The sequence below is a fragment of the Acinetobacter sp. TW_SC_4 genome (assembly GCF_054861205.1).
This window is the reverse complement of record NZ_CM142174.1, coordinates 2,441,632-2,467,689: the sequence shown is the minus strand read 5'-3', so window position 1 is coordinate 2,467,689 and position 26,058 is coordinate 2,441,632. Positions and strand designations below refer to the sequence as shown.

The window sequence follows — 26,058 nt, the reverse complement described above, 5'->3', positions numbered from 1 at the left end:
TTAAACATATTCCGATGCGGCATGCGCTGATGACCATGCCCATTGGAAGTTAAAACCTCCCAAATGACCAGTCACATCCAGTATCTCGCCCACAAAATACAAGCCTTTCTGCTTTTTGCTTTCCATGGTTTTAGATGAAACTTCGGTTGTATCCACACCGCCCAAAGTCACCTCAGCTGTCCGGTAACCTTCAGTTCCAGAAGGCTTCAGTTCAAAGCCACTTAAACGTTTGGCAATCTGTTCCAGCTTGTCATCACTGATATTGCCAATGGATGTTTCAGCCACTTCAGGCCAGATCAGATTCTGTAATTCTAGTACTACGCTCTTCGGTAAATGTTCGGTCAATAGTGTACGTAGCAGAACTTTAGGCTGACTCTGTTTTTTAGATTTAAAGAAATCAAACAGGTCGACACTTGGTAAGAAATCGACCTTAAAGCTTTGGCCAACATCCCAGTAATTTGACAGTTGTAGGGAGCTAGGGCCGCTCAGACCACGATGGGTAAACAGTAAAGCTTCAGTAAAACTATTTAAATTATTAGACAGCGTGGCTTCGACTGCATTACCGCTCAGACGAGTGGTGACTTCCTTGAAACTATCCGAGAAGGTAAACGGTACCAGACCGGCACGGGTTGGATAGACATGATGTCCAAACTGCTTGGCAATCTCATAGCCGATGCCTGAACCGCCTAGAGTCGGAATCGACAAGCCACCTGAAGCAACCACAACTGATTCCACTTCAAAATATCCTAAAGAAGTGGCTACCTGAAATCCTTGATCGTCTACAGTGTTGACGGCTTTCACTTCGCAGTTGGTTTTGATCTCGACCAGACCAGTCTTGTCACATTCAGACAGTAGCATCGACAAAATTTCTTTAGCACCATTTAAGGTAAATAACTGTCCATGTTTACGTTCTTCATACTCGATGCCATATTCGCAAACCATACCAATAAAATCCCAATTGGTATAGCGGGTTAGTGCTGAAATCACGAAATGCGGATTATGCGAGATGAAATTTTCAGGTTCGACATAGAGGTTGGTGAAATTACATTTGCCGCCACCAGACATTAGAATTTTTTTACCCACCTTATTGGCTTTTTCAACGACTACGACTTTTCGACCACGTTGTGCTGCCATATAGGCTGTCATTAAACCGGATGCACCTGCACCTATGACCAAAACATCGTATTGCTGAACAGACATGACACACTCAAGGGAGAAGAAAGGGGAGCATTATAGACAATTTTATTTCAGCTTTCTCTATTCTTGGAAGGGGCTACCCGAATTACAGCGTGTTAGCGAATATTTATCATAAATAATTTGAAGCAGCTGGCGGATTCATGCATAGTTTTGTCATGCCTAAAAAATAATCACAATGAAAAGGAATAACTTATGACGGATACGGCAGCATATAAACAATATAATCTGATCAGCTATATTTTTCATCTACTGGGTTTTTTCCTGGGAATAACCCCATTAATCGCTATTATCATGAATTATATTAAACGTGATGAAATGCGGGGCACCTGGCTGGAAAGTCATGTGGACTGGCAGATTAAAACCTTCTGGTTCAGCTTGCTGGGTTATATTCTAGGTGGGCTGCTCACCGTGATTCTGATCGGTTTTGTGATTATTTTTCTGGTCTTTGTCTGGCATGTCTATCGACTCGTAAAAGGGCTGATTGCCTTAAATGAAAATAATCCGATAGGCATTTAAGTTTCGATCAGAACTTTAAGCGAGTTAAATATTTCGACCTTGTAGTCCACCAGTATGCAGGATCAGCAGTTTTGTTTCTGCTGGAAAATAACCTTTTTCAATCAGATTTGAAATTCCCAACAGCATTTTTCCCGTATAAATCTGCTCTAAGGGAATATCATATTCAGCTTCAAAGTGCTGTATAAACTGGATCAGTTCAGGAGTGGTTTTGGCATAACCACTGCAACAATAATCATCGAGAATGGACCAGTTTTTTTTCGTGGTCAGCTTAGCCACCTCCTCATTCAGGAAATCGCCTTTTAAGGCAGAAAATCCTAATACCTGTTGATGAGGCTGGCTGGCTTCAATCAAACCTGTGATCGTGCCACCAGTGCCTACAGCACAGCAGATCACGTCAAATTGTGCATCGCCGTCCTTTAGAATCTCCTGACATCCCCGAATCGCCAATGTATTAGTACCGCCTTCAGGAATGATGTAATGTGCAGGAAACTTTTGTGCTAACGCTTCTAGATAATTAGCGTCCTGTTTACGTCGATATTCTTCACGACTCACAAAATGTAACTGCATGCCAAATTGTTGTACCAACGCTAAAGTGGGGTTTAAGGGCTGATGGGCCAGTTCTTGACCCCGAATAATACCGACACTCTCAAAGCCAAACTGCCGTGCTGCAAACGCCGTTGCGGCAATATGATTGGAATAAGCACCACCAAAAGTCAGTAGCTTTTTGAAGCCAAGTTGTTGTGCTTCTAGAAAATTATATTTCAGTTTAAAAAACTTGTTGCCGGATATTTGCGGATGCACCAGATCCAGACGGCGTATGGTTACAAGCCTGTCTTTCAGCCAGATACGCTGGTCTGGAACATGCTGGGCGATTTTTTCAAACATGGTATTTTCATAAGCTAAGAATGAGAAAATTATAGCGAAATAGAATCAGCAGGATGGCAGAATCATGAGCTCCTTAAACTAAGAATAAATTTTTGTAGATTGTCACAATTCATATGCTGAAAATTTAAACAAATTTGCTAATCTGAATCTTATAGGGAACTTAGAGGAGGATAGAATAATGAAAATACTATTCTGTACGATTTTAAGCGTATTGCTCTTAGGCCTATCTGGCTGTGATGATCCGCTGAATAAACCTAAAACTGATACACGAAGCATGATTATTGGCGGAGTGCCGGTGCATGACCATGATTATAAGATGCTTGATTCATCTCTCACCGCTCAAGACCAACTGAAGAAATAGCCGGATTTCGCACAAATATTGCATCATTTGTGTAGAAATATTAAAGCAAAATAAATTATTTTTACTTAAAATAAGCCATTCATTTTAAGTTTGGATGGTCACGTGGAATCATTTTGGATTTTAGGTTCAATTGCCTTTGCCCTCATGTTAGGTGCAATGAGCCCAGGACCGACTTCTATTTATGTAGCGAAAAATTCAATTGCGATCTCACGTAAGCATGGCCTATTTACAGCTTTAGGTACGGGTACTGGGGCGGCTATTTTTGGTCTGCTTGCAGTTTTAGGTTTGCAGGCATTTTTGCTGGCTGTGCCATCTGCCTATCTGGCTCTAAAAATTTGTGGTGGTTTATATCTGCTCTGGTTGGCTTTTAAAATTATCAAGCATGCCAAAGAACCGATCGAGGCAGGCGATGACAGTCAAACTCAGATGTCCTTACGTCGCGCCTATATGACAGGTTTGATTACCCAGCTCTCGAATCCTAAAATTGCCATTGTATTGGCCAGTATTTTTACTGCGCTTTTGCCAAAAGAAATTCCAACTTACTTTTACTTTGTATTGCCGGTTTTATGTTTCTTTATTGATGCAGGCTGGTGCTCGCTGGTGGCTGTTGCACTTTCTGCTGAAAAACCACGTCGTGTGTATTTAAAATTTAAAGCCGGTTTTGACCGTGCAGCAGGGGCGGTCATGACCGTGCTTGGCTTAAAGCTGATTTTTGGGATGAAGTAATTTTCCAATTATCGCAGACTATAAAAAGCCCCGATGATTCGGAGCTTTTTTTATTTGGTGCTTAAAAAATATTTTCTTCCGAATTAGCCGAGATCCGGTGAATAGATAAGTCTGCACCAGTAAATTCCTCTTCCTGACTCAGACGAATACCGATCAACATTTTCAGCAGACCATAAATCAGGAATCCACCTGCCAGAGCCACTACAATTGCCAGTACGGTACCGAATAGCTGTGAAATGATAGAAACACCACCCATGCCTCCGAGCCATTGCTGACCGAATACACCGACCGCAATTCCACCGAAAGCACCACATACGCCATGCAAAGGCCAGACCCCTAATACATCATCGACTTTGAGTTTATTTTGAGTATAGGTAAAGAGTTTTACAAAAATCACGCCTGCGCTGATTCCGATAAATAACGCACCCAGTGGATGTACCACATCAGAACCTGCACAGATGGCCACCAGTCCGGCTAATGGGCCGTTGTGCAAGAAGCCAGGATCATCTTTACCCGCTACTTTTGCTGCAATAGTTCCACCGACCATCGCCATTAGAGAGTTAATCGCAACCAGTCCGGAAATAGCATCTAGGCGTTGTGCACTCATCACATTAAAGCCAAACCAGCCAACAATCAGAATCCATGAGCCTAGAGCAAGGAAAGGGATAGATGATGGTGGATGTGCAGTAATCCGGCCATCATTTTTATATCGACCATTACGTGCACCAAGTAAAACGACTGCAGCCAGAGCAATCCAGCCTCCCATGCCATGCACGACCACAGAGCCGGCAAAGTCGTGGAAGGTGGCACCGAAGGTATTTGCCAACCAGTCTTGAAAACCAAAGTTGCCATTCCAGATCATTCCTTCAAAAAATGGATAAATCAGAGCAACTAAAAATAAAGTCGCTAAAGCCTGCGAACGCATTTTAGCCCGTTCAGCAATACCTCCCGAGATAATCGCAGGAATAGCTGCGGCAAAGGTCAGCAGGAAGAAACAGCGCATCAGGTTATAACCATGATCGGCTGCTAAAGTAGAGGCATCATGGAAAAAATGCTGACCATAGGCAATATAGTAGCCCACCAGAAAGTAAGCGATGGCGGATAGGGAAAAGTCAGTGAGAATTTTACTTAAAGCATTGACCTGATTTTTATGGCGAACTGTCCCTAGTTCTAAAAATGCAAATCCTGCATGCATGGCAAGCACTAGAACTGCACCGAGAAGGAGAAATAATAAGTCTATATTTTGCATTATGCGTTCCAATTTAGTGCATAGAATCACAAAAGAAATCCAGTATATAGAGGCAAACTGATTCGAAAAGAGTTACTAACAAGGGAAATTTTGATAAAGAATTTCTTGAAACTGACAAGACTCGATATGAAGCACAATAGAATTTTATGCACCAAACTAAGACATCATAAGAAAAGATAAAATTTGAATTTATATTTTGTTTTTTAGATATTTAGCTTTATCACAGAAAATGGCGTGTTAAAAATGTGTGCTAAAGGTGCACATGAAAAGTAAAAGGATTTTTAAGAAAAAATTTAAAAAAATTAAGTGATAGATTCTTTTGAATTGCAAAAGTACATCATGGTTTTAAATTTTAGAAGTCATGAAGACTATAACTTAGCTATATCTTCAATAAAGAAAACCCTAAAAAATTAGGGTTTGATCCGGAGCTAAAATCTCTGAAGTATTCAATTAATCTTTGAAATGCACAGGAATCCATTGATAGCTCTTTCCATCTTTTGAGTAAATATGACCGATCCCTGGGAATGGTAAATGTGGTGCTGCAATGGTCTGGCCTTGCTTGGCATATTCAGCAAAATCCTTTAAACGGGTTTGCACCGCAGTTTTAGGATCAACATCGAATTCTATGGCTGTTTCAGGTTTTTCGAATTGCAAGGTATGTGAATGGACGATGTCACCGACAAATACGACTTCTTGACCATCTGCTTTGAGTTTAAAGCTGTAATGCCCTGGGGTATGACCAAAGGATGGCTTAAACTCGATCCCACCAAAGGCTAAAGATTTATCAGAAAAGACTTTCACTTTTTTAGCTTTTTCATAGGGTGCAAGGGCGGCTTTAATTTTCTCTACGGTGTCTAAGAAACCCTCCTGCTGGTCTTTCGGTAGTTTTTTAACGGTATTTGGACTTAGCCAGTAGTCATATTCGGTTTTAGAAATATGTAAGGTGGCATTTGGATAATTTGCTGCGCCGTTATTTGAAATGCCACAAACATGATCAGGGTGGAGATGAGTCAGGAAAATACCACTCACTTGCGCAGGCTGATAACCTGATGCCTTGAGGTTATTATAAATTGATCCTAAGTGCGCACCAAAGCAGCTTGCAGCACCGCTGTCGACCATGAGTAGTTGATTATCTGTATTAATCAGGAAAGCATTGACTGAAGTCTGTATACCTTTGGCTTGATCGGCATGATATTTCTTTAAAATCTCAGTCTTTTCTGCATCACTTAAGCCTTTAAACATCGATGGATTTAAGTAGTTTGTACCATCGAGCAGGGCAGTAATCTGAGTATTACCAATTTGGTGATGGTAGTAGCCAGCAACTTGTTTTTGTGAAGCAATCGTTGCAGGTTGTTCAGCAGCCTGACTCACACTTACACTCAAAACAGAAAATGAAAGTAAAGAAGTGAGAAGGGATATCCTTAAAATATTCATGGCAATTCTTATGGTTGTGAAGTTTATGCTATGTATTAGCATGTAAAGCATGAAAATAGAATATAAAAATATTTACCTTTTTTTAAAGAGATAAGAGGAATTCACTATCTGTACTAGGCATTCAGTTTGAATCTGTATATTGATTTTGTAAGGAAATAAAAGATTTTTTATCTAAAAATATTTTTATAAATAAAATACTTAGATAAATTTCACTTTTATAAAAAAGCCCGTTAACATGGGGTATTGCAAACAGCCTTGGGTATCGCTATGAGTTTTTGGAAAAAGAAAAATAATGCAGTATTTGTATTTTTCATTATTACCTTATATTCATTGCTAGGCTTCGGCATTGGCTATGTCATCTGGGAATTTTTCCTTGATAAATAAGTGCTATCCGATTTATAGATTGATATAAATTTTAAAACTCTATTGAAAGCTCCATCACCCTTTGGGAGAAGGTTGGGATAAGGGGAGTTCTTAGCCTTACTTTTGAAGGATCAAAAGTAACAAAAATCCCTTGTTCGTTAGAGGGCACGTCCATGTGCCCCTAACGAACGGGCGACATCCATGTCGAAAGTCATGTGATTAAAAATTTTTCTTTAATTACATTACTTACTAGGGCCTGTCATCAATTAGCTTGAGAAAATCTAATCTGTCCTCATTATTTTTTCATGACTAAACGCTATGCATTAAGAGATGATCAGTGGGAGCAGATTAAGGATCTGTTGCCCGGACGAGCAAGTACTGTTGGAGTAACTGCCAAAGACAACAGGCTATTTGTTGAAGCAGTATTATATCGGTATCGTTCCGGTATTCCGTGGCGAGACTTACTAGAACGCTTTGGGGATTTTAGAGTCGTGCACACTCGCTTTAGCCGTTGGGCTAAAGCAGGCGTGTGGCAGAGAATTTTTGAAGTGCTATCACATGAAAGTGATAATGAATATGCCATGCTGGACTCAACCATTGTGCGCGCTCATCAGCACAGCGCCGGAAAAAAAAGAACAGGCAATCGGACACAGTAAAGGTGGCTTAAGTACCAAAATTCATGCCCGTACGGATGCTTTAGGCAACCCGACAGAATTTTATCTCACTGCCGGGCAGGCTCATGACTTAAATGGTGCTGATGTGCTGCTGGACTTATCGTTAAGTCAGACTTGGCTCATTGATAAAGCCTATAATTCTAAGAATCGGGTGATTGATCCAATCCATAAGATCAATGGTCAGATCGTGATGCCGTCCAAAAGTAACGCGATTGAACAGCGTGATTATGACCAACATCTTTATAAAGCAAGACATCTGATCGAGAATTTCTTCGCCAAGCTCAAGCAGTATCGAGGTATTGCTACGCGCTATGATAAATTGGCTCAAAACTTCCTGTCAGCAATCTACCTTGTTTCAAGCATAATATGGCTTAATTGATGACACGCCCTAGTTTGATTAAAATCTTTCTTATGTATTGTAATAGACCTCTTTCATAAATCATTTTTTGCTCAGTTCCAAGTTGTAGATTCCAGTGATTAAATTGAATCTCAAACCAAACCTTTTACCTCTATTTCGATAACGCTCAGCAAGGATTTTGAAGGTTTTCAGGCTGCCAAATACATGCTCAATTCCGATTCTTCTTTTATTGATTTCTTGATTATAGATTTTCAATTCAGGATCCAATTTACAGTGTTTTTTGGCTTTTAAGGGCAACAGGCTATTCGGATACAACATACATAAATCCCCTGATAGCCTTTATCTGCAAGGATAAAACCCCCAAAAGGAATCTGGTTTAAATTGCGTTTGAACAACTCGAAATCATGCACTGCACCGCGACTGGTACATAAACTCAGAATTTGCTGAGTTTTGTAGTGAATCATGGCCTGTATTTTAAAGGTATGGGTCTTTTTCTTGCCGCTATAGCTTTTCTTCTGTTTTTTTAGGCCTTTGGATTGGAATTTCCGTGGCATCCACGATCACAATATTCCAGTCGATGCCTTCGCCCTCGGGTAAATCTTTGGGTAAATTAAACAGATTGGACCGAATCAGGCAGTCTTCAACATGACGGACAATTCTTGAGGCTGTGGGCTCTGAAACCCCGTAACTCGTCGCAACGTGAAATAAGGTTCGGTATTCTCGCCAATAGCTCAGACAGAGCAGAACCTGATCCTCCAAGCTTAGCTTGGGCGGTCTGCCTTTGGCAGAGACATGCTTCTGCAATTGCTCAACCATCAAATAGAAAGTTGACCATGAGATGCCTGTGTATCGCTTGAACTGAGGATCAGAAAGCTTGTTTGAATCGATGTATTTCATCCGCAGATTATGCACGAATGCCAAGAAATCCAGAGGGCAAATATTAACCAAAAAGAAGATCGTTTTTTGATTTATGAAAGAGATCTATTGTTAATTTATTTATTGTGTGGAGTTATTGTTTATTTATTGTTAAGATTATTTTTTTGAGTTAATAAAAATTTTTTTTAGTCTAAAGGATTAATATTTTGAAAAAAACAGCACTCGTTTGTTCTTTAACCTGCTTAGCGTTAACAGCGTGTTCAACAACTGAAACTTCAAAAACAATACAAGCCCCCCAAGTAACGGCTGCGACGGCACAAGTAAAGTATACGGGTACTAAAACTGCAGTTTCTATTGGGAAATTTGATAACCGTTCAAGTTATATGCGTGGAATTTTTTCTGACAATGTAGATCGTCTAGGCGGACAAGCAAAAACAATTTTAGAAACTCATTTGCAGCAAACAGGTTATTTCTCTGTTTTAAACCGTGATAATTTATCTGAATTACAACAAGAAGCAGGATTTGGAAAATCGACGCAATCAATTAAAGGAGCGCGTTTTGTATTAACAGGTGATGTTTCTGAGTTTGGTCGTAAAGAAGTGGGTGATCACCAATTATTTGGTGTATTAGGTCGTGGTAAAACGCAAATTGCTTATGCAAAAGTTAATCTTAACGTAGTTGATGTGAAAACTGCAGAAGTAGTTCACTCAGTACAAGGAGCAGGTGAGTATGCGTTAAGTGAGCGTGAAGTACTTGGCTTTGGTTCTACCGCATCTTATGACTCAACATTAAACGGTAAAGTTTTAGATTTAGCTGTACGTGAAGCAGTGAATAATCTTGTGCTTGATTTACAGACTGGTAAATGGTCGACCAAGTAATAGGATTATTCCATGAAAAATATATTTTTATTACTTGGTATTGTGATGTCACTAAGTTTGGTGGGTTGTGCAAGTGGTCCCCAATCTTTATATAGTTGGGGGACATATCCACAACAAACTTATTTGTTGTTAAGTGTTCCTGAAAAAACCTCTCCTCAAGAGCAGATTACTAAACTTGAAAAAGATATAGAGAAGGCTAAAGCTAAAAATGCGGCTGTGCCTCCAGGTTTATATGCACATTTAGGGCTATTAAATTTAAATCTTAATAATGGTCCACGAGCACTAGAGTATTTTGAGTTAGAACGTCAGGTTTATCCAGAATCAACTGTTTTGATGGAGCGTTTACTGAAAAAAATGACAGGTCAAACTACAGCAGGAGCGAAGAAATGAAAAATTTAAAACGTTTATTCGCTTTAAGTACTGTGGTTCTGTTATTTACTGGTTGTGCGGTTGCACCGAAAAATACACGTGATTTAAGCACTTACACAGCACATATGCCAAAGTCTATTTTAGTGATGCCACCAGTGAATGAATCTCCTGACACACGTGCAACTTATAGTTATTGGTCAACAGTAACTGTTCCTGTTGCTGAGGCAGGTTATTACGTTTTTCCTATTAGCGTTGTCGATACGATGTTTAAGGAAAATGGTATTTATAACGGTTCTGATGCTCAAACAGTAAGTACCCAAAAGCTACAAGAAATTTTTGGCGCTGATGCTGCTCTGTATGTGAAAGTAAAAGAGTATGGTTCGAAGTATCAAGTGATTCAAACGGTTGCTACGGTTGCTGTAGAAGCTAAATTGGTTGATTTAAAAACTGGTCAGCTTCTTTGGGAAGGTTCAGAAAAGCAGATCTTAGCTAACAGCAATAATAATGCTGGTTTAGTGGGTATGTTGGTTGGTGCTTTGGTGGATCAAATCTCGAATCATTTAAGTGATAAGGCGTATGTACTATCAGGCACGGTGAGTCAATTGTTGTATTCACCACGTTTGACTCAGCAAAAAGGTTTATTGTATGGACCAAGATCTCCGAATTTTTCACAGAATTCAGTAAGTCCTCAGCAATAAAAAAAATCCCCTCAATTGAGGGGATTTTTTTATTAGGTTTGAATTTTCATTTAAGACACTTTATCACCCGGTTTAGTACCAGATTCAGGCGAAATCACCCAAACACCGTCGCCATTACCCGCAGCGAGTACCATACCGTTTGAAATACCAAAACGCATCTTACGTGGAGCAAGGTTAGCGACCATCACCACCAGTTTACCTTTCAGATCTTCCGGTTTATAAAACTCACGGATACCGCTAAATACGTTACGTGGCTCAGCTTCACCAACATTCAAAGTCAATTGCAGCAGTTTGTCTGAACCTTCAACGGTTGCAGCATCCAGAACTTCCGCTACACGCAGGTCAACTTTAATGAAGTCATCAATGGTGATGATTTCAGCTTCACCGACTTTAGGTTCAGCTTTCTTCTCTTTGGCTTTCTCTTTTTTCTTCTCAGCTTTTGGTGCTTCAGCAACAGGTGCAGTTAAGGAATCTTTAGACGCATCGACCATTGCAGCCACAGCTTTCGGATCAACACGTTGCATTAGCGGCTGGAACAATGCAATTTTATGACCTGTTAAGATTTCTGTACGTGAAGCAAAGTCGAAAGAAGCCAGTTTCAGGAAGTCCTGAACTTGAGCAGCCAAGGTTGGTAACACTGGAGCTAAATACACAGCCAATTGACGGAACAGGTTGATACCCACAGAACACACATCGTGAACCTGTTGTTCTTCGCCTTCAATTTTCGCTAAAGCCCAAGGTTTTTTCTCATCGATGTACTGGTTGGCTTTATCTGCAAGCGCCATGATTTCACGGATCGCTGCCGAGAATTCACGGGTTTCATATGCTTTGGCAATTGAGTCACCAGCATCAATAAAGCTTTGCACCAGTTCAGGCTCAGCACAAGTTGTACTTAACTTGTTATCAAACTTGGTATTGATGAATTTTGCACAACGGCTTGCGATGTTCACCACTTTACCTACAAGGTCCGAATTCACTTTCTGGACGAAATCATCCAGATTCAAGTCAGAATCTTCAACCTTGTCAGAAAGTTTAGAAGCAAAGTAATAACGCAGGTATTCAGGATTCAAATGCTGTAAATAAGTTTCAGCTTTAATGAAGGTACCACGAGATTTAGACATCTTCTGACCATTTACAGTCAGGAAACCGTTCACAAATAAACCAGTTGGAGTACGGTAGTCTGCACCTTCCAGCATTGCAGGCCAGAACAGGGCATGGAAATAAACGATGTCTTTACCAATGAAGTGATAGACTTCATTTTTAGAATCTTTTTTCCAGAAATCATCAAAGCTTAAGTCAGGACGTTTAGTTTTGATGTAATTTTCGAAGCTCGACATATAGCCGATTGGTGCATCCACCCAAACATAGAAATATTTGTTTGGTGCATCAGGAATTTCAAAACCGAAATAAGGTGCATCACGGGAGATGTCCCAGTCATTCAAGCCATTATCAAACCATTCATCCAATTTGTTGGCGATAGACACTGGGAGACGACCTTCGTCACGGGTCCATTTTTGCAGGTATTCACCAAAATTTGGCAGTTTAAAGAAGTAATGATCCGAAGATTTCTCAACAGGAGTCGCACCGCTTAAAGTCGATTTTGGATTTAATAATTCAGTCGCGTTGTAAGTTGTACCGCAAACTTCACATGAATCGCCGTATTGATCTTCCGCCTTACATTTTGGGCATGTACCCTTAATAAAACGGTCTGACAGGAACATGCCTTTTTCAGGATCAAATAACTGGGTTACAGGGCGAACTGCAATATTGCCGGCTTCACGGTTTTTGATATAGATTTCTGAAGCGCGGGCGCGGTTGGTAGCACTGTGGGTAGAGTCATAATGATCGAAATGCACACCGAAACCGTCAAAGTCACGAATGTGTTCTTTTTGCACATTGGCGATCTGTGCTTCAGGTGAAATGCCATTTGCCTCAGCACGCAGCATGATCGCTGTACCATGAGCATCATCCGCACAGACATACGTCACGTCATGACCCATTGCACGCATCGCACGTACCCATATATCAGCCTGGATATAGCCGAGTAAGTGACCCATATGAATCGGGCCATTGGCGTAAGGAAGGGCATTGGTGACTAGGATTTTACGCACGGATTCACTCTCTCATTCGTATTCATTATGCAATGGGCCATAATTTTACATGATGCAGAAGGGATTACAAAGAAATGCTTTTACAGAAGCCTCAGGAATAAATCAGGCTGAATATTCAGAATACAAAAACTGGCTATAGACGGATAATTGGCCCGTAAAAATTCGATTGAGATAAGTTGATGCTACTTCCTGCAATCAATAGCAACAACATGTACAGGCTTTGTTGCAGTTTGCTTAATTCATCCACGTCATTGCATGTTTTGTGCTAAAAATTTAGCTGATCATTTTTATTATGACGCCTTAGGAGGGTACTCATGACTCAGAATAACCAGACAAGTACTTCAAAACAGAATCAAGATAAAGAACAACATGCACGAGAGCTGCATGACAAAATTGAACAAGAGCAGAAGCAGAACGAGATTGATAAACAGCATAAGCAGAAACATGAAGAAGTCCTAGAAGCACAAAAAAATGGTGCTGATGAAAAGTCTGATAATCAGCGAGACTCTAAAGCATCTGGTAATCAGCAATCAGAGCAAAAAGATGCGTCTAAAAATGACCAATCTGATTTTGATAATGTTGATCAATCAGATAAAAAGACCGAAAGCACCAAAATGGATGACTTAAAAGCAAAAGCCATCGCAATTGGCGAAGAGCTATTGCAAAAAGGCGAAAAGATTCTGAATGAGCTGAAAAATGGCAAATCAGACAGCCAAAAAAATGGTGAACAAGGTTCAGATGATTCGAAAAAGGCACAAGCAGATCAAAGTTCTGGAGATAAATCAGCAAATCAGGCTGACCAGGATCGTATGGCAAATTTAAAAGATGAAGCGCTACACAAGTTTGAAGATACCAAGGTCAAAATTAGTGATTTGGTAAATGAAGCTGCTACGAAACTAAATGAGTTGAAACAGATGGCGGCTGAAACCATGACCAAAATGAAAGGCGATGACCAGTCTCAGTCAGATGATTCAAAAAAGCAGGATCAGGATTCTTCATCTAAAGAGGCTAAGGATAAGGACCAAAAATCAGCTCAGACCAATAACAAAGATGATGCTAAAAAGGATCAGGATAAGGCTGATCAATCTGGGCAAAACAAGACCGATCAAGATAAAAATCATAAATAATCATTTCATATCGAAAACCACTTCATTCAGTTTTTGAATGAAGTGGTTTTTTAATGGCTACTATCTAATTAATTTAATTTAAAATTTTAAATATCGATAATATAAAACAATAAATAAGATGTGATGCTGACTTTATAAATTTTCTTCCCTGTAACCCTTTAAAACCAAGTAAAATAGTTGGAAATCATATTTGTCTTTCAGGCTTGTGAATACAGATTGCTTAACCTGAGCCAAAAACCTCGTTAAACTAAGCTATTCAGATGTCTATCTATATTTTTGGAGTAACCTATGTCCTGGCTTTCTTCGCTTAAATCGGTTTTTTCGCCTTCCAAGGAGGTGAACGAAGAAGCTGTGCAGAACGTACTGCAAAATTATGTCTTGCCAAATTCTAGCAATGCACTGAAAGACCGGATTACTCAGGTCAATGTACAAGGTGAGATTCTGCAAATCACCATTAATACCTATCCGGAAGAAAAAGAGCAGTTACAGCAGATTCATGATGAACTGGCGGATGCGCTAGAGAAATGCGGTATTAAAGAACTAAACCTGCATGTGATTCAGCAAAAGACGAGTCATAAAAAAGAAGGCGGTTGTGGACATCATCATGCAGAAGGCGAGAGCTGTTCCAGCCAGCCGCAAACTGCTGCTTCAAAATCGAATCTGCCACCTGTGGTTGATGCTTCAGGTCATGCAGCTCAAGCAGAAGCTGACCCAAATAATCCGCCGATCCAGAAAGCTGCTCCACAGCAACGTGATGTGCCGAAGCATCCACGTATTCAGAATGTCATTCTAGTCTCTTCAGGCAAGGGCGGTGTTGGTAAATCTACAACGACTGTGAATCTGGCTTTGGCTTTGCAAAAATTAGGTTTGAAAGTGGGTGTACTGGATGCGGATATTTATGGTCCAAGTATTCCGACGATGCTCGGCAATGCTGGCAAAACCCCGATGATCGAAGCCGAGCAGTTTGTCCCACTGGATGCGTATGGTATGGCAGTACTGTCGATTGGGCACTTAACGGGTGATAATAATACGCCGGTTGCTTGGCGTGGTCCTAAAGCAACGGGCGCTTTGATGCAGCTATTCAATCAAACCTTATGGCCGGATCTGGATGTATTGATGATCGACATGCCACCAGGTACAGGTGATATCCAGTTAACACTCGCTCAGCGTATTCCAGTCACAGGTGCTGTGATTGTGACCACACCGCAAAATGTGGCATTGCTGGATGCGACCAAAGGTATTGAACTGTTTAACCGTGTGCAGATTCCAGTGATGGGGGTAGTCGAAAATATGTCGACCCATATCTGCTCGAACTGCGGTCATGAAGAACAGATCTTTGGTACAGGCGGCGGTGATAAACTTTCAGAGCAATACAATATTCCATTGCTCGGTCGTTTGCCTTTGAATGCAGTGATTCGTGAAAATGCCGATGCCGGTAAGCCTTCAGTGATTGCTGGAGATGATGCTGCTGAAAGTTACATGGCTATTGCTCAGAAAATTGCAGCAAAATTGCCAAAAGCAGAAAAAGATAAAACTCGTATTTTCTAAGATTCTATAGTGAAAAAAAGAGAGCCTCGGCTCTCTTTTTTTATGAGGTTTTAATCGTGACTGTATTTTCTTTTCTTGCCTGAATGATATTAAAGCCAATTGCAATAATCACCATGATGGTGCCGATAATATCGGTCATGGTTTCTGGCACAATCATCATGAGTGCGCCCACCCCCAGGAAGATGCGCCAGAACCAATTCATCGCGGTTTTAAAGTAGCCTTCTACTGCGGCCCCCAGTGCCAGAATGCCGACAATCGACGTCACGGTAATGCTTAAAATGACATTCCATGCCGGTAAGCCAAATTCTTTGGCATTCACGGCAATACCTGTTGTATCAATCATCAGCATCGCCGGGTTATAGACAAACAGGAAGGGCACAATAAAGCCAGCCAGTGATAATCGCAAAGCCAGGAATCCAGTCCGCATTGGGTCACCCCCGGCAATCCCGGCACCGGCAAAGGCGGCTAAGGCGACGGGAGGGGTAATATTGGCAAACAGGCCAAAATAGAACACGAACATATGTGCGACTAGGATTGGAATATCAAAGTTGGCTAAAGCCGGAGCTGCCATGGTTGCGGTAATAATATAGGCAGGAATGGATGGTAGGCCCATACCCAAAATCATCGATGCAATCATGGTAAAAAACAGTGTTAGAAACAGACTGCCTGCACCAATACTCATAATTGAAGAGGTCATTACCGAGCCAAAACTGGTCAAGCTGACCACACCGATAATAATACCCACCACTGCACAGGCAGACATCACAGAGAGTGACTGTTTAGCACCATCTGCCAGTGCTTCCAGGATTTCCTTCGGTCCCATCCGCGTAGATTTTCTAAATGCAGCAACAACGATGGTTAATAAAATAGTATAAACCGCTGCATAGCTGACCGGAATTGACTGGAATAAGAACACCACAAGCGCAATAATTGGAAGTAATAAATGTCCGCGCTCTTTCAGAACTTCTTTGACTCGTGGCAAGTCTGCTTTGGGAACGCCTTTAAGATTATCCCGACCTGCTCTGAAATGGACTTGTGCCATCACACCGAGGTAATACAGTAGGGCAGGCAATACCGCGGCTAAGGCAATCGTGCCATAACTGACACCAGTTGTTTCGGCCATGATGAATGCACTAGCCCCCATGACTGGAGGTAAAATCTGCCCACCTACAGAAGCACTGGCTTCCACTGCACCGGCAAAGTTTTTGTGGTAGCCAATTCTTTTCATCAAGGGAATGGTAAATGAACCGGTTCCTACGACATTGGCAACCGCCGTACCATTAATACTACCCATAAAACCACTGGAAATCACCGCAACTTTGGCTGGCCCACCTTGCTTATGACCGGCAAGTGCCATCGCCAGATCATTGAATAATTTTCCCATTCCCGATTTCGCCAAAAATGCACCAAACAGGATAAACAAGAAAATGAAGGTGACTGAAGCACCAATGGCTGAAGAATATAAACCTTCAGTCTTCAGATACATTTGCCCGAAAATATCACTGAATGTATAGGGGCGAGTGAGCAAGCGATCCGGCATCCAGTCAAAATGACTGACAAATGGATAGCTTAAGAAAATCAGTCCCAAGATCGGCAACATCCAGCCCATTACCCTTCGAGCAGCCTCAACCACCAATACTACCGTCATGATTGAGAAGACAATGTCCAGTGTATTGGGAATGCCTCCCCGGGTAGTCATAATGGCTTGGTATTCTTTAAACAAATAAAAGAAAGAAGCAAAAGAGGCAATGACCCAAATCCAGTCCGTCCATGCGACCTTTTGCCGGCTACTGGCCTGACGTGCTGGATACAACAAGAAAATCAGCGCCAGACCAATGGATACATGGGCTGCACGTTGAATCAGTTCTGGCAAGGGATTAAAAGTAATATAAAGATGAAATAACGAATAGGATATTGCCAAGGCAGCAATAAACCAGCGAACCGATTTGTTGATCGGATTGCGAGTGACAGATTCACGGTCAAATTTTTCTAATAATTCTTGTTGCTGTTGATCATCCAGTGCTTCGGTCACATTTCTTGTTTCTTGTGGATTCATAGGCAATCATTTAAACCTCTTTTTTTCCATAGGCTGTCTTTTTTTATAGAGATCTGTACCGTGCTATAGTCAGGAAAATCCTGATAAATATTCCAGATCCGATCAGCACTCTCAATACTCTCAATTTTTCCCTGCATTCTGCGTGAAATCACCCAATTGATTTCTTTCATCTTCCGGTTGATTTGCATATGGATATTGCCATCATCCTGTCGAGTAATAGTACCTTGATCAGGTGTACCTGCACCAAATGAAATGAACTGAGTGTCTGTCAGAATGAAATGATCCTTGTCTAGAAAATAACGTTCTTTCCACTGTGTTCTTTCTACCGAATGCATCCAGCTCAGCTGAAAAGATTTCTGGTCAATTTTGCACTGGAAATTTTGCTCTTTCACTTCCACAAAAATATACGAAAATGTCATCCAAACACAGGTAATAAAAAAAGTAGCCAAACTAAAAAGTGCAGCAATCGCTGCACCTTGTATCCATTTCATCAGTTCGCTTTATTCTCATCATAGAATTTTTGCGCGCCCGGATGCAGTGGAGCAACCAGACCTTTTTGTGCACCTTCTAAAGTGATTTCTTTAGCAGCCTGATGCGAATTTGCCAGCTGATCCAGGCTGGAGAAGAACGTCTTGGTTAGCTTATATACATCATCGGTAGACAAATCTGAGCGAACCACCAATGCATTCATGATCGCTGCTGTTGGAATATCTTCAGCATTGCCATAGGTCCCTTTAGGAATGGTCATTGGCAGGAAATACGCCTGATTTTTGGCAATCGCTTTCACTTTATCTGGATTGATGCTGACCAATTGAAGGTCAAAACCCTGTTGCAGTTCCATTAGGGAGGAGTTTGGAAGACCACTGGTCAGGAAGGCTGCATCCAGTTTACCGCCTTTCAAGGCATCAGCTGCTTCGGCATAACCTAAGTAATCTACTTTGACATCCTTATAAGTGATACCAAAACCATTCAATAGAGTACGGGCATTCACTTCTACGCCTGAATTCTGGGCGCCCACTGCAATACGTTTGCCTTTGAGATCTTCAATATTTTTGATGCCAGAACGTTTTGAAGTGACAATCTGTACATAGTTTGGATAAAGAGCAGCGATCTGCTGAACGTTGTCAATTTTAGAACTAAAACTGCCTTGACCATTAATTGCTTCAGTTAAGCTGTCGCTCATGACAAAGGCCATTTCAACTTTGTTCTGTTTTAATAAATTTAGATTTTCGACAGAAGCCCCTGTGGTTTGGGTTTTGGAACTCACGCCGTAGGTCTTGTTATAGATTTCAGCCAATCCTGTTCCGATGACATTATAAGGACCTGAGGCACCGCCTGTCGCAATATTCGCAAATCGGGTTTGCAGTTTATCTGCAGCTACGCTCTCACCAGATGCAGCCTGATGATTTGATTTATTTTGTGCATTATCATTCGAGCAAGCAACTACGCCTGATAGCGCTAAACTCATTACTGAAAGTTTGATCCATTTATTCATATATGACTCCTGATATTATTCTGTAGTTCTTAAAATATAATTAAAACAACAATATACTAAACCGTCTGGATGTTAAAAAAATGTGAATTATCAATTGTTGTCCTTGTACAATTTAACAGCAATTATTTTATCTGAATACCTTTAATAGCATTTTTTTCAAAAATTTACTTTATCAATATATTGAACAAATTGAGCAAGATAGACATCTTAAATGGAGAGTGAAAATTTAATCATTAGGAGTTAGGTAAAAGTTGCTCCCATCACCAAATCTTTCTCTAGAAGTGTCTAAAGTTCATACGTAAGAGCAGGGATTTTAGTGAATTAAAATTCAATCAAAGATTACCAGAAATAATGATTTCAAAGTTTTGGATGATTTTTCTTTCATGTTGTTGAGACTAATATTTCAGGAATTTTAAGTCCGAATGAATACTCTATTGAAACTTCTACTTTTATAGTAATTTTATTATGAGCTTATAGCTTTATAAATTGACAAAATTGACTGAAAGGTAATTCTCTTATATTTTTACGTAATTATATGAACTTAATTAAAAATAATAAAATATAAAATTTTTTAATATGTTCTCTTACAATTATTTTTTTGCAGATTTGACCGGATTATTTTATGCTTAATACCTAAGAGCGAGGTCAAACTATGATTTCATGGTTATTTATTGGTTTAGTGGCAGCCATTCTATTAACACCGGGCCCAACCAATACTTTATTGGCATCGTCAGGTATTCAAGTTGGATTTAGAAAAACTTTTCGCCTTATTCCTGCAGAAGCTTTCGGCTATCTCGTCGCAATTACATTCTGGGGTTTTTTGATTGGTAAAATCTCGGTCTATTTGCCGGAATTACCTCATATTCTCAAACTCTGTAGTGCTGCTTATATTCTATTTTTAGCTTTAAAATTATGGCGTACCGCAGAACTTGGTGAAAATTTTCAATGTATTTCGATTCGGGCACGGGAACTATTTTTTGCGACTTTATTGAATCCTAAAGCATTATTATTTGCTTCGGCCATTTTCCCGGTCATTGTATGGAAAAGCAGTCAATATTATGTGACTTATATGCTGGCATTCTTGGCATTACTTATTCCTATCGCATTTTTCTGGACCTTTTTAGGTAGTTTATTGGCTAGAAAAAACAATCGCTGGCTGAATCAAAAGAACTTACAAAAGACTGCTTCCATTATTTTAATGAGCTTTTCTGTACCTTTATCCTATTCAGCACTCCTCAGTCTTTAAACCTGAAAAAGCAGCTAAATTTCCTGAAATTTAGCTGTCAGAGTTTCGCTTATTTTCATTAGTGTCAATTTCAGTTAAAGTACGTCGCAATTACTTATTTTAAGATTTTTGGATTATATCAATGGCAATTAAGTCTGATCGTTGGATTCGCGAAATGAGCGAAAAACACGGCATGATTGAACCGTATGCAGAAAACCAGATTCGTCTGGATGAAAATGGTCAAAAGCTGATTTCTTATGGTGTTTCAAGCTATGGCTATGATGTGCGCTGTGCGCGTGAGTTTAAAGTATTCACCAATGTTCACTCTGCAATTGTCGATCCGAAAAACTTTGACGAAAAAAGCTTTATCGATATTGAATCGGATGTTTGTATCATTCCCCCCAACTCATTTGCGTTGGCACGTACAGTAGAATACTTCCGTATTCCACGAAATGTACTGACCGTTTGCTTGGGTAAATCGACCTATGCACGTTGTGGCATTATCGTGAATGTGACTCCACTTGAACCTGAGTGGGAAGGTCATGTCACGCTAGAGTTTTCGAATACGACTAACCTGCCTGCACGTATTTATGCGGGTGAGGGTGTGGCTCAAATGTTGTTCTTCGAATCAGACGAAGTTTGTGAAACCTCCTATAAAGATCGTGGTGGTAAATACCAAGGGCAGACAGGCGTTACTTTGCCTAAAGCTTAATCGTTTTAAAGCATTCAATAAGCGAGGCTAATGCCTCGCTTATTTTTTTGCTGTTTCATTCATCGGAAACTCGAGGTTTTTAGGCTTTTGGCTTTGGTAATCCTGCTAAAAATAAGCATAATGAAGAATGAATATATAAAAAAGATGTGCCAAGCATCATAAAAATCAAAAATTGAAGGCTGGGAAGCTGAAGGATAAAGATGCGGAGCATCAGATAAGAAGGATAGGTCGAGATGGCTCAAATAAAAGCTAAATTTCAATTTCGTAAAAGCTATTTGGCAATGATGATCGGTTTAGGATTATTACCATCAGCACATGCAATGCAGGAATTAACAGATTCTTCTCTTTCTGATACTACCGGTGAAGGTGTTGCCCTAGTACTTGATGACTTTAAAATGGTTTTTCAGGCACCGAATGATGCTTCTAGTGGTTCAAGCTATGCACGAAACATTGCCAATCCAGGTCAGGCAGACACAGGCTTTATTCGTATTATTCCGACTGGAGAGAACTATGCTCAGTTAGGTGAACGTGCCTATAACAAAGTCTATGATCGAGTGTATGCGAGTAGCTATTTAAATGGTATCAGTGCAAATGCCAATCTTTATCAAACGACTTATGACAATAGTGTTAGTACCTATAAAACTCAAAACTATAATACGACTTTAACCGCAATCCGTAATGAAATTGGTGCAAGTGCGCGTGCTGGTCTTGTTGAGCAATATCGCAATTCAGATTTAATGAAGCAGTATTATGATCAGCGCTATCAAGATTATTATGATGGTAATCTTTGGCCTTTATCTCTAAGTAATGATGGAACAATAACAAAACCTGGTTCATTAGAATCTACGTTATGGTTAAAAGATAAATCAGCAGAATATGCTTTAGCTAATACTTATGAAATGATTGAATTATTATGGGGCAATCGGGCAACCACTCCATTAAATAATACTTGGACTCAACAAGCGGGTACTCGAACCAATGCTATTGATTCAAGAGTGACAACGATTGTTGAAAACAGGACTCAAGAAAAACTAGCAATTGAAGCAGATAAATATGCAGTAATTCAGGCAAAAAATGCAGTGACCGCTAGGGAGCAAGCGGTTAAAGCGAGCGCAACAACAGCGGCCAAAGAAGCTGCAATGGGTGCCTCAGTCAGTACGCTACGTACGAAGGCTGATGTATTTATCTATGGTTTGGCTCTATCAAAAAGTGATAACTCGCTCAGTAGCCGCTATAGCAATCAGGGATTTAGTTGGGGAACAGCCAGCAATCCATGGTTATTCCATGCAGGGTCTGAAACGGTAAAACAGTTTACGGATACTGGAAAAGAAGTGGGCTATCTAGCTTTGGAAGCCCCTCTTGCAACAGTTGCTGCAAATGAAGCAGATAATAATATTAAACTAGGTTTCTGGACTGATATTTTCTCACGTTCTTTAAATTCAAGTAATACCGTAGATTATGCTACTGGAGCACCTACTTCAGGCTTAGATATTTCTGAACGTTTTCGTGCACAGTTTATTGCTAATGGCTTGAGCATGAACGGTTCGCAAGTCCGATTATTTCAAACCCTTACATCGCCTGATCTTGCATATAGTCAAACCTTGGGCCTGACGAGTCTGATCCGACTCAATACTAATGATGATCCCTCTACTTTGACCAGTGATTCAAACAATTTGAACAGTAAAGGGATTCGTATTAGTAGTGCAGCAAAAGAGAATAATCTTGATGGAGATGGTCCGACTCCTGCTTTAAATGGCTCTGCAGCTCCTATATTTCATGATACCGAGGGATTATATTTATATAGCCCGAATATCAACCTGGTACTAGGAAGTATGTACCAGCCTTTTGTTGTGGGTTCGGAAGGAAATAATATTATTTTGGAAGTTACACGTATTCCTAAAATTCCAGATATTTACAACCGGATTTATCAGCGTTATCCAGATGGAAAAGGTGGCTTTTTAGGATCAGAAGCACTTTTAGGCTCTACATGTAATGTATATACGTGTGGTACTGAAATTAAAGCTCAAGCTTCAGATAGCATTGCCTTGTATCAAGGACGCGATGCAACTCACAGTAGTATCGCTATTGGTTCTGTTGAACGTATTGCCAACACCAATATGCTGAAGGCAAAAGATGATAATAATGCTACCGGTGTGGTATTTAGGGGGGCTACTGATAACTCAATGAGGAATTTTGGTTCAGCAGTGATTGATGGTGTGTTGATTCAACATCTAAAAATAAAAACTACGGGTCTATAAAGGAATAGGGCAATGTTGAAAAAGTTAATGCTTGCTACAGTTCTTGGGATTTCTTTAGCGACACAAGCCGGCTTGGTCAGTCTTGATCCGCAGCAAATGACAGCAGAAACGGGTCAAAGCGGAGCGGATTTAAGCTGGACCTTGTCACTCAATCATCAATACGCTACTGATTTAACGAAATCTCAAATTTCTGAAACGGTCGCTAATAAGTTAGAAGTGTATTACAAGCCAACAACAGATTGTGGAATTAACACCTTGTTTTGTCGCCTGGCGATTTCTCCGAACAATCATGTCGACGCCCAAGGCAATAAAAAATGGCTAGTATTTAAAGGCATACAAGGCACCCTGCAAATTGATAAGTTTTCTATCGATGGCACCACGATTACTAATGCGGCAGGCGATCCTCAAACAGCCATGAAAATCACTTTTTATGATGATAAACCTTTGAAAATAAGAAATTTGGGCTTTAATACTTTGGCTATTGAAACCGGAACCGGTGAGGGTGATAAGGAAGGCTATGCCAATTCAGAAAAGTATACGACCTTCACCAATCGTGTTTATAAAGAGGACGGTACATATACCACTGCCTCAGCAGATGTTCCAGAATTTGACCAGGGGCGTGAGAAGGGCTTTATGGGTCTCAATATGCACGGCAACATGCACATGTCAGGAAACTTAAAAATATTTGGCTTTAACTGCTCAGCAGGGAGTGCACAAAGCCGTTGCTAACTGCATGGATGCAGCATAGGGATGAAAGAATGAAAAAAATAAAATCACAAATTAAATTATTAACGGCATGTATCTGTTTGGCACAGCATAGTTATGCACTAGAGCTGATTGAAGAACAAGAATTAGGTTATATCACTGGTCAAGACGGTATTACGATTACGCACGAGGTATCAAAAGTTGAAGTTGAACAGCTCAATTGGTATGACCCGAATGCTGATGTAAATACCAAGATGGGACTGGGATTGCATAAAGTAAAAATCTTAGGCAAAGATCAAAATGCGATTTTAAGCCAGCTTAAGTTTGATGTCGGTGCGACCGATGCTGGTGCAGGGATTCGTTTAGAAGCAAGCGTAGCTCCCTTTAGTGCCAATGCAGATTTTAAACTGGTGAGTAAGGAATGTGCTGGAACAAGCTGTGTCGAAAACAATCAAAATTTGGGCAAACTAGGTCTTGCGATTGATAGTCCATTTAAAATGGTGCTTCAAACGACAGCTGGTTTATTCAATAAGAATGAAACAGCTACTATCGATTTCAATTTGCAAGATGCCACGATTAAACATACTTTAGGTACAAATAGCTTAGTTCTAGATAACTTTAATTTTAACTTCGCTGGTACGGGCTATATGTATATAGACCCGACACAAGGCATCGTACTCGCCAGTAAAGGTGGCACACAAGACCATCTAATTAATTTAAAACCAGTGGCTGTAGGAACAACTGGTGCGCAAACAGCTGGATTAAACTTTGATTTACGCTATCAGAATGGAGATGGCGATTTAAAAAATATCATGCGCTATGGTATTTCGGGTGCAGTGAGTAATGCACGTTTGTCGTTAGGTGCCGATCAGTCAAAACTGAATTCTTTTGATATAAGTAATAAAGTTGGTGGTGTGCTGACGCGACAAGATCATAGAGTTTCAAGCTATAACGCAGGTGAAGGTGGCTTGCATCTTGGTTTATCAGCTGATTTTACCAATCAGGAAGTGGCAGCAGCGCAGGGTTTAAAGCCAACGACTTTGGAAATTGGTCATACCGGCAAAGGAAGCTATGCAGTTCAGTTTAATGAATTACGTTCATTAACTGGAAAGAATAATGCTTATATTGATTTTGGCGATATTTATATCAATACAATTCAGGCACAGAGCCTAGAGTTTTTAGTGAATGACAATATTAAGTCAACGCTTAGACGAAGTAATCCGATTTTGCAGCAAACTTTAAGCAGTACGTCTGCTAATCAGGACTTTGCACTAATTGCCATACGGGGTATGGATTTCCAGTCGATTGCAGCCAAAGCAAATTTTATTTCTAATGATACTGGTGTTATTTCCGGGAATAGTGGTTCTTGGGGGATTGGTATTCCAATTTACAACCTGAATGCCAATGTTGCCTTGTCGGGTACAAAATATGAAGGTGACAAGAATGGTATTGCCTATAACGTGATGGCATCAACTGAAGGTTATGGTAAGGATGCTAAAACTGGAGCACCAAGTACAACTTCAATTCTTTTAATTGATGGTGGTGTAGAGAATGGCTATGCGCGAAACTATTATGCTGGCCTTCGAAATATTGATGCCTTTATTGAATCCAAAGGGGTGATTGGTTATGAAGATGAAGGCATCTATGTAAAAGCTGATAAATTGCTGATCGCAGCGAAAGCTGAAGTGGCAATTGGACAATTACCGGGATCTAAATATAACTGTGTATCAGGCAATAAATGTGATCAGTTTGTTCCTGATGACAATTTTTCTAAACGCGACGATGTATTAACAACAATTGCCATGATGCTTGATGGTAGTGGTGAGTTAATGATTATTCCGGGACTGGATGTAGCAGACGAAAATTATTTATCTCTGGATGCAAACTTTAAGTTCCGAACATTAACTTCTACAGAAAAAGGTGATGTCAATAATCTTGGTAGTTATTTTAGTCTGATTAATGAAGATGTAGATAGCACAGGTGCAGTTCATACTTCTGCGATTAACTTTAATCGTATGGAAGGGAATTTAGGATTAATCACCAAAATAGGCGTGAGTGAAGATACTGTTACTTTAGATAATCAAATCAAATTTAATAAAGATCAGAAGATTATCGAGCCGTTTAGAACCAACATGGCCATGACCACAAATGGCAATATGCAGAATATCGCAACAATTGCACTCACAGGCGGAACCATGCGCAGTACGCTTGGTATTACACCGCGCTGAAATAAGGGA

Annotated in this window: 25 protein-coding genes and 1 pseudogene; 15 read left to right on the top strand and 11 right to left on the bottom strand. The window is 40.3% G+C overall.

Annotated features, from left to right (window positions below; genetic code table 11):
* Positions 1-1,200: a BaiN/RdsA family NAD(P)/FAD-dependent oxidoreductase gene (locus ACWM1W_RS12075; protein ID WP_286964209.1), complete on the bottom strand. Its 1,200-nt coding sequence runs from the start codon at positions 1,198-1,200 to the stop codon at positions 1-3.
* Between the two features lie 189 nt (positions 1,201-1,389).
* Between ACWM1W_RS12075 and ACWM1W_RS12070 the strand changes: the two genes are divergently transcribed.
* Positions 1,390-1,713, top strand: a complete 324-nt coding sequence (locus tag ACWM1W_RS12070; protein WP_175968064.1) for a DUF4870 family protein — start codon at positions 1,390-1,392, stop codon at positions 1,711-1,713.
* A 24-nt stretch (positions 1,714-1,737) separates the two neighbouring features.
* On the opposite strand, the gene ACWM1W_RS12065 is transcribed toward ACWM1W_RS12070, so the two are convergent.
* Positions 1,738-2,598, bottom strand: a complete 861-nt coding sequence (locus tag ACWM1W_RS12065) for a 1-aminocyclopropane-1-carboxylate deaminase/D-cysteine desulfhydrase (RefSeq protein WP_375725623.1) — start codon at positions 2,596-2,598, stop codon at positions 1,738-1,740.
* A gap of 178 nt (positions 2,599-2,776) precedes the next feature.
* Between ACWM1W_RS12065 and ACWM1W_RS12060 the strand changes: the two genes are divergently transcribed.
* Together ACWM1W_RS12060 and ACWM1W_RS12055 are read left to right on the top strand one after the other, a co-directional pair.
* A complete protein-coding gene (locus ACWM1W_RS12060; protein WP_375725622.1) occupies positions 2,777-2,959 on the top strand; it encodes an NF038215 family lipoprotein in 183 nt (60 codons plus the stop codon).
* 102 nt (positions 2,960-3,061) lie between these two features.
* Positions 3,062-3,685, top strand: a complete 624-nt coding sequence (locus ACWM1W_RS12055) for a LysE family translocator (RefSeq protein WP_005237028.1) — start codon at positions 3,062-3,064, stop codon at positions 3,683-3,685.
* 61 nt (positions 3,686-3,746) lie between these two features.
* Here the strand turns inward: ACWM1W_RS12055 and ACWM1W_RS12050 are convergent, their stop codons facing one another.
* Together ACWM1W_RS12050 and ACWM1W_RS12045 are read right to left on the bottom strand one after the other, a co-directional pair.
* A complete protein-coding gene (locus ACWM1W_RS12050) occupies positions 3,747-4,934 on the bottom strand; it encodes an ammonium transporter (RefSeq protein WP_375725621.1) in 1,188 nt (395 codons plus the stop codon).
* Positions 4,935-5,384: 450 nt separating this feature from the next.
* Positions 5,385-6,368, bottom strand: a complete 984-nt coding sequence (locus tag ACWM1W_RS12045) for an MBL fold metallo-hydrolase (protein ID WP_104425834.1) — start codon at positions 6,366-6,368, stop codon at positions 5,385-5,387.
* Between the two features lie 267 nt (positions 6,369-6,635).
* On the opposite strand from ACWM1W_RS12045, the gene ACWM1W_RS12040 reads away from it, so the two are divergent.
* Both ACWM1W_RS12040 and ACWM1W_RS12035 read left to right on the top strand, forming a co-directional pair.
* Positions 6,636-6,752: a hypothetical protein gene (locus tag ACWM1W_RS12040; protein ID WP_375725620.1), complete on the top strand. Its 117-nt coding sequence runs from the start codon at positions 6,636-6,638 to the stop codon at positions 6,750-6,752.
* Positions 6,753-7,036: 284 nt separating this feature from the next.
* Positions 7,037-7,784, top strand: a pseudogene (locus ACWM1W_RS12035) (IS5 family transposase).
* Between the two features lie 60 nt (positions 7,785-7,844).
* Here the strand turns inward: ACWM1W_RS12035 and ACWM1W_RS12030 are convergent.
* From ACWM1W_RS12030 to ACWM1W_RS12020, 3 genes are read right to left on the bottom strand one after another with little or no spacing between them, the layout of a single operon-like run.
* Positions 7,845-8,081 carry a transposase family protein gene (locus ACWM1W_RS12030; protein ID WP_104425835.1) on the bottom strand — a complete coding sequence of 79 codons (237 nt, stop codon included), beginning with the start codon at positions 8,079-8,081 and terminating at the stop codon, positions 7,845-7,847.
* Positions 8,051-8,317 (bottom strand): transposase, encoded by a 267-nt coding sequence (locus ACWM1W_RS12025; RefSeq protein ID WP_104425836.1) that lies wholly within the window; start codon positions 8,315-8,317, stop codon positions 8,051-8,053. Before ACWM1W_RS12025 ends, ACWM1W_RS12030 begins: the two co-directional genes overlap by 31 nt.
* The gene (locus ACWM1W_RS12020; RefSeq protein WP_171284716.1) at positions 8,265-8,660 is read right to left on the bottom strand and encodes a transposase family protein; all 396 of its coding nucleotides are present in this window, start codon (positions 8,658-8,660) and stop codon (positions 8,265-8,267) included. Before ACWM1W_RS12020 ends, ACWM1W_RS12025 begins: the two co-directional genes overlap by 53 nt.
* A 185-nt stretch (positions 8,661-8,845) precedes the next feature.
* Here ACWM1W_RS12020 and ACWM1W_RS12015 point away from each other — a divergent pair, with 185 nt between their 5' ends.
* Genes ACWM1W_RS12015 through ACWM1W_RS12005 form a run of 3 tightly spaced genes read left to right on the top strand, consistent with a single transcriptional unit; the run spans position 8,846 to position 10,584 of the window.
* Entirely contained in the window at positions 8,846-9,517 is a 672-nt protein-coding gene (locus ACWM1W_RS12015; protein WP_104425838.1) for a CsgG/HfaB family protein, read from the top strand.
* Between the two features lie 12 nt (positions 9,518-9,529).
* The gene (locus ACWM1W_RS12010) at positions 9,530-9,907 is read left to right on the top strand and encodes a DUF4810 domain-containing protein (RefSeq protein ID WP_104425839.1); all 378 of its coding nucleotides are present in this window, start codon (positions 9,530-9,532) and stop codon (positions 9,905-9,907) included.
* The gene (locus ACWM1W_RS12005) at positions 9,904-10,584 is read left to right on the top strand and encodes a DUF799 domain-containing protein (RefSeq protein WP_104425840.1); all 681 of its coding nucleotides are present in this window, start codon (positions 9,904-9,906) and stop codon (positions 10,582-10,584) included. Before ACWM1W_RS12010 ends, ACWM1W_RS12005 begins: the two co-directional genes overlap by 4 nt.
* A 50-nt stretch (positions 10,585-10,634) precedes the next feature.
* Here the strand turns inward: ACWM1W_RS12005 and metG are convergent, their stop codons facing one another.
* Positions 10,635-12,695, bottom strand: a complete 2,061-nt coding sequence (gene metG / locus ACWM1W_RS12000; RefSeq protein WP_104425841.1) for a methionine--tRNA ligase — start codon at positions 12,693-12,695, stop codon at positions 10,635-10,637.
* 314 nt (positions 12,696-13,009) lie between these two features.
* On the opposite strand from metG, the gene ACWM1W_RS11995 reads away from it, so the two are divergent.
* Complete coding sequence (locus ACWM1W_RS11995; RefSeq protein ID WP_104425842.1) at positions 13,010-13,822, top strand: hypothetical protein; 813 nt, start codon at positions 13,010-13,012, stop codon at positions 13,820-13,822.
* A 288-nt stretch (positions 13,823-14,110) separates the two neighbouring features.
* Positions 14,111-15,370, top strand: a complete 1,260-nt coding sequence (apbC, locus tag ACWM1W_RS11990) for an iron-sulfur cluster carrier protein ApbC (RefSeq protein WP_313398946.1) — start codon at positions 14,111-14,113, stop codon at positions 15,368-15,370.
* A 40-nt stretch (positions 15,371-15,410) separates the two neighbouring features.
* Here apbC and ACWM1W_RS11985 read toward each other — a convergent pair whose 3' ends face one another.
* From ACWM1W_RS11985 to ACWM1W_RS11975, 3 genes are read right to left on the bottom strand one after another with little or no spacing between them, the layout of a single operon-like run.
* Entirely contained in the window at positions 15,411-17,426 is a 2,016-nt protein-coding gene (locus ACWM1W_RS11985) for a TRAP transporter permease (protein ID WP_375725619.1), read from the bottom strand.
* Complete coding sequence (locus ACWM1W_RS11980; protein WP_286716284.1) at positions 17,423-17,917, bottom strand: DUF1850 domain-containing protein; 495 nt, start codon at positions 17,915-17,917, stop codon at positions 17,423-17,425. The genes ACWM1W_RS11985 and ACWM1W_RS11980 overlap by 4 nt, the downstream gene beginning before the upstream one ends.
* Positions 17,917-18,921, bottom strand: a complete 1,005-nt coding sequence (locus ACWM1W_RS11975) for a TAXI family TRAP transporter solute-binding subunit (RefSeq protein WP_375725618.1) — start codon at positions 18,919-18,921, stop codon at positions 17,917-17,919. Before ACWM1W_RS11975 ends, ACWM1W_RS11980 begins: the two co-directional genes overlap by 1 nt.
* A gap of 652 nt (positions 18,922-19,573) precedes the next feature.
* Between ACWM1W_RS11975 and ACWM1W_RS11970 the strand changes: the two genes are divergently transcribed.
* The 5 genes from ACWM1W_RS11970 (at position 19,574) to ACWM1W_RS11950 (ending at position 26,049) form a co-directional block, all read left to right on the top strand.
* The gene (locus tag ACWM1W_RS11970) at positions 19,574-20,167 is read left to right on the top strand and encodes a LysE family translocator (RefSeq protein ID WP_004785011.1); all 594 of its coding nucleotides are present in this window, start codon (positions 19,574-19,576) and stop codon (positions 20,165-20,167) included.
* A gap of 121 nt (positions 20,168-20,288) precedes the next feature.
* Complete coding sequence (gene dcd, locus ACWM1W_RS11965) at positions 20,289-20,858, top strand: dCTP deaminase (protein WP_004785008.1); 570 nt, start codon at positions 20,289-20,291, stop codon at positions 20,856-20,858.
* Between the two features lie 233 nt (positions 20,859-21,091).
* Positions 21,092-23,116 (top strand): hypothetical protein, encoded by a 2,025-nt coding sequence (locus ACWM1W_RS11960; protein ID WP_375725617.1) that lies wholly within the window; start codon positions 21,092-21,094, stop codon positions 23,114-23,116.
* Between the two features lie 12 nt (positions 23,117-23,128).
* On the top strand, positions 23,129-23,845 hold the full coding sequence (locus ACWM1W_RS11955; protein ID WP_375725616.1) for a hypothetical protein: 717 nt from the start codon (positions 23,129-23,131) through the stop codon (positions 23,843-23,845).
* Positions 23,846-23,874: 29 nt separating this feature from the next.
* On the top strand, positions 23,875-26,049 hold the full coding sequence (locus ACWM1W_RS11950; protein ID WP_375725615.1) for a DUF6160 family protein: 2,175 nt from the start codon (positions 23,875-23,877) through the stop codon (positions 26,047-26,049).
* Positions 26,050-26,058 lie beyond the last annotated feature (9 nt).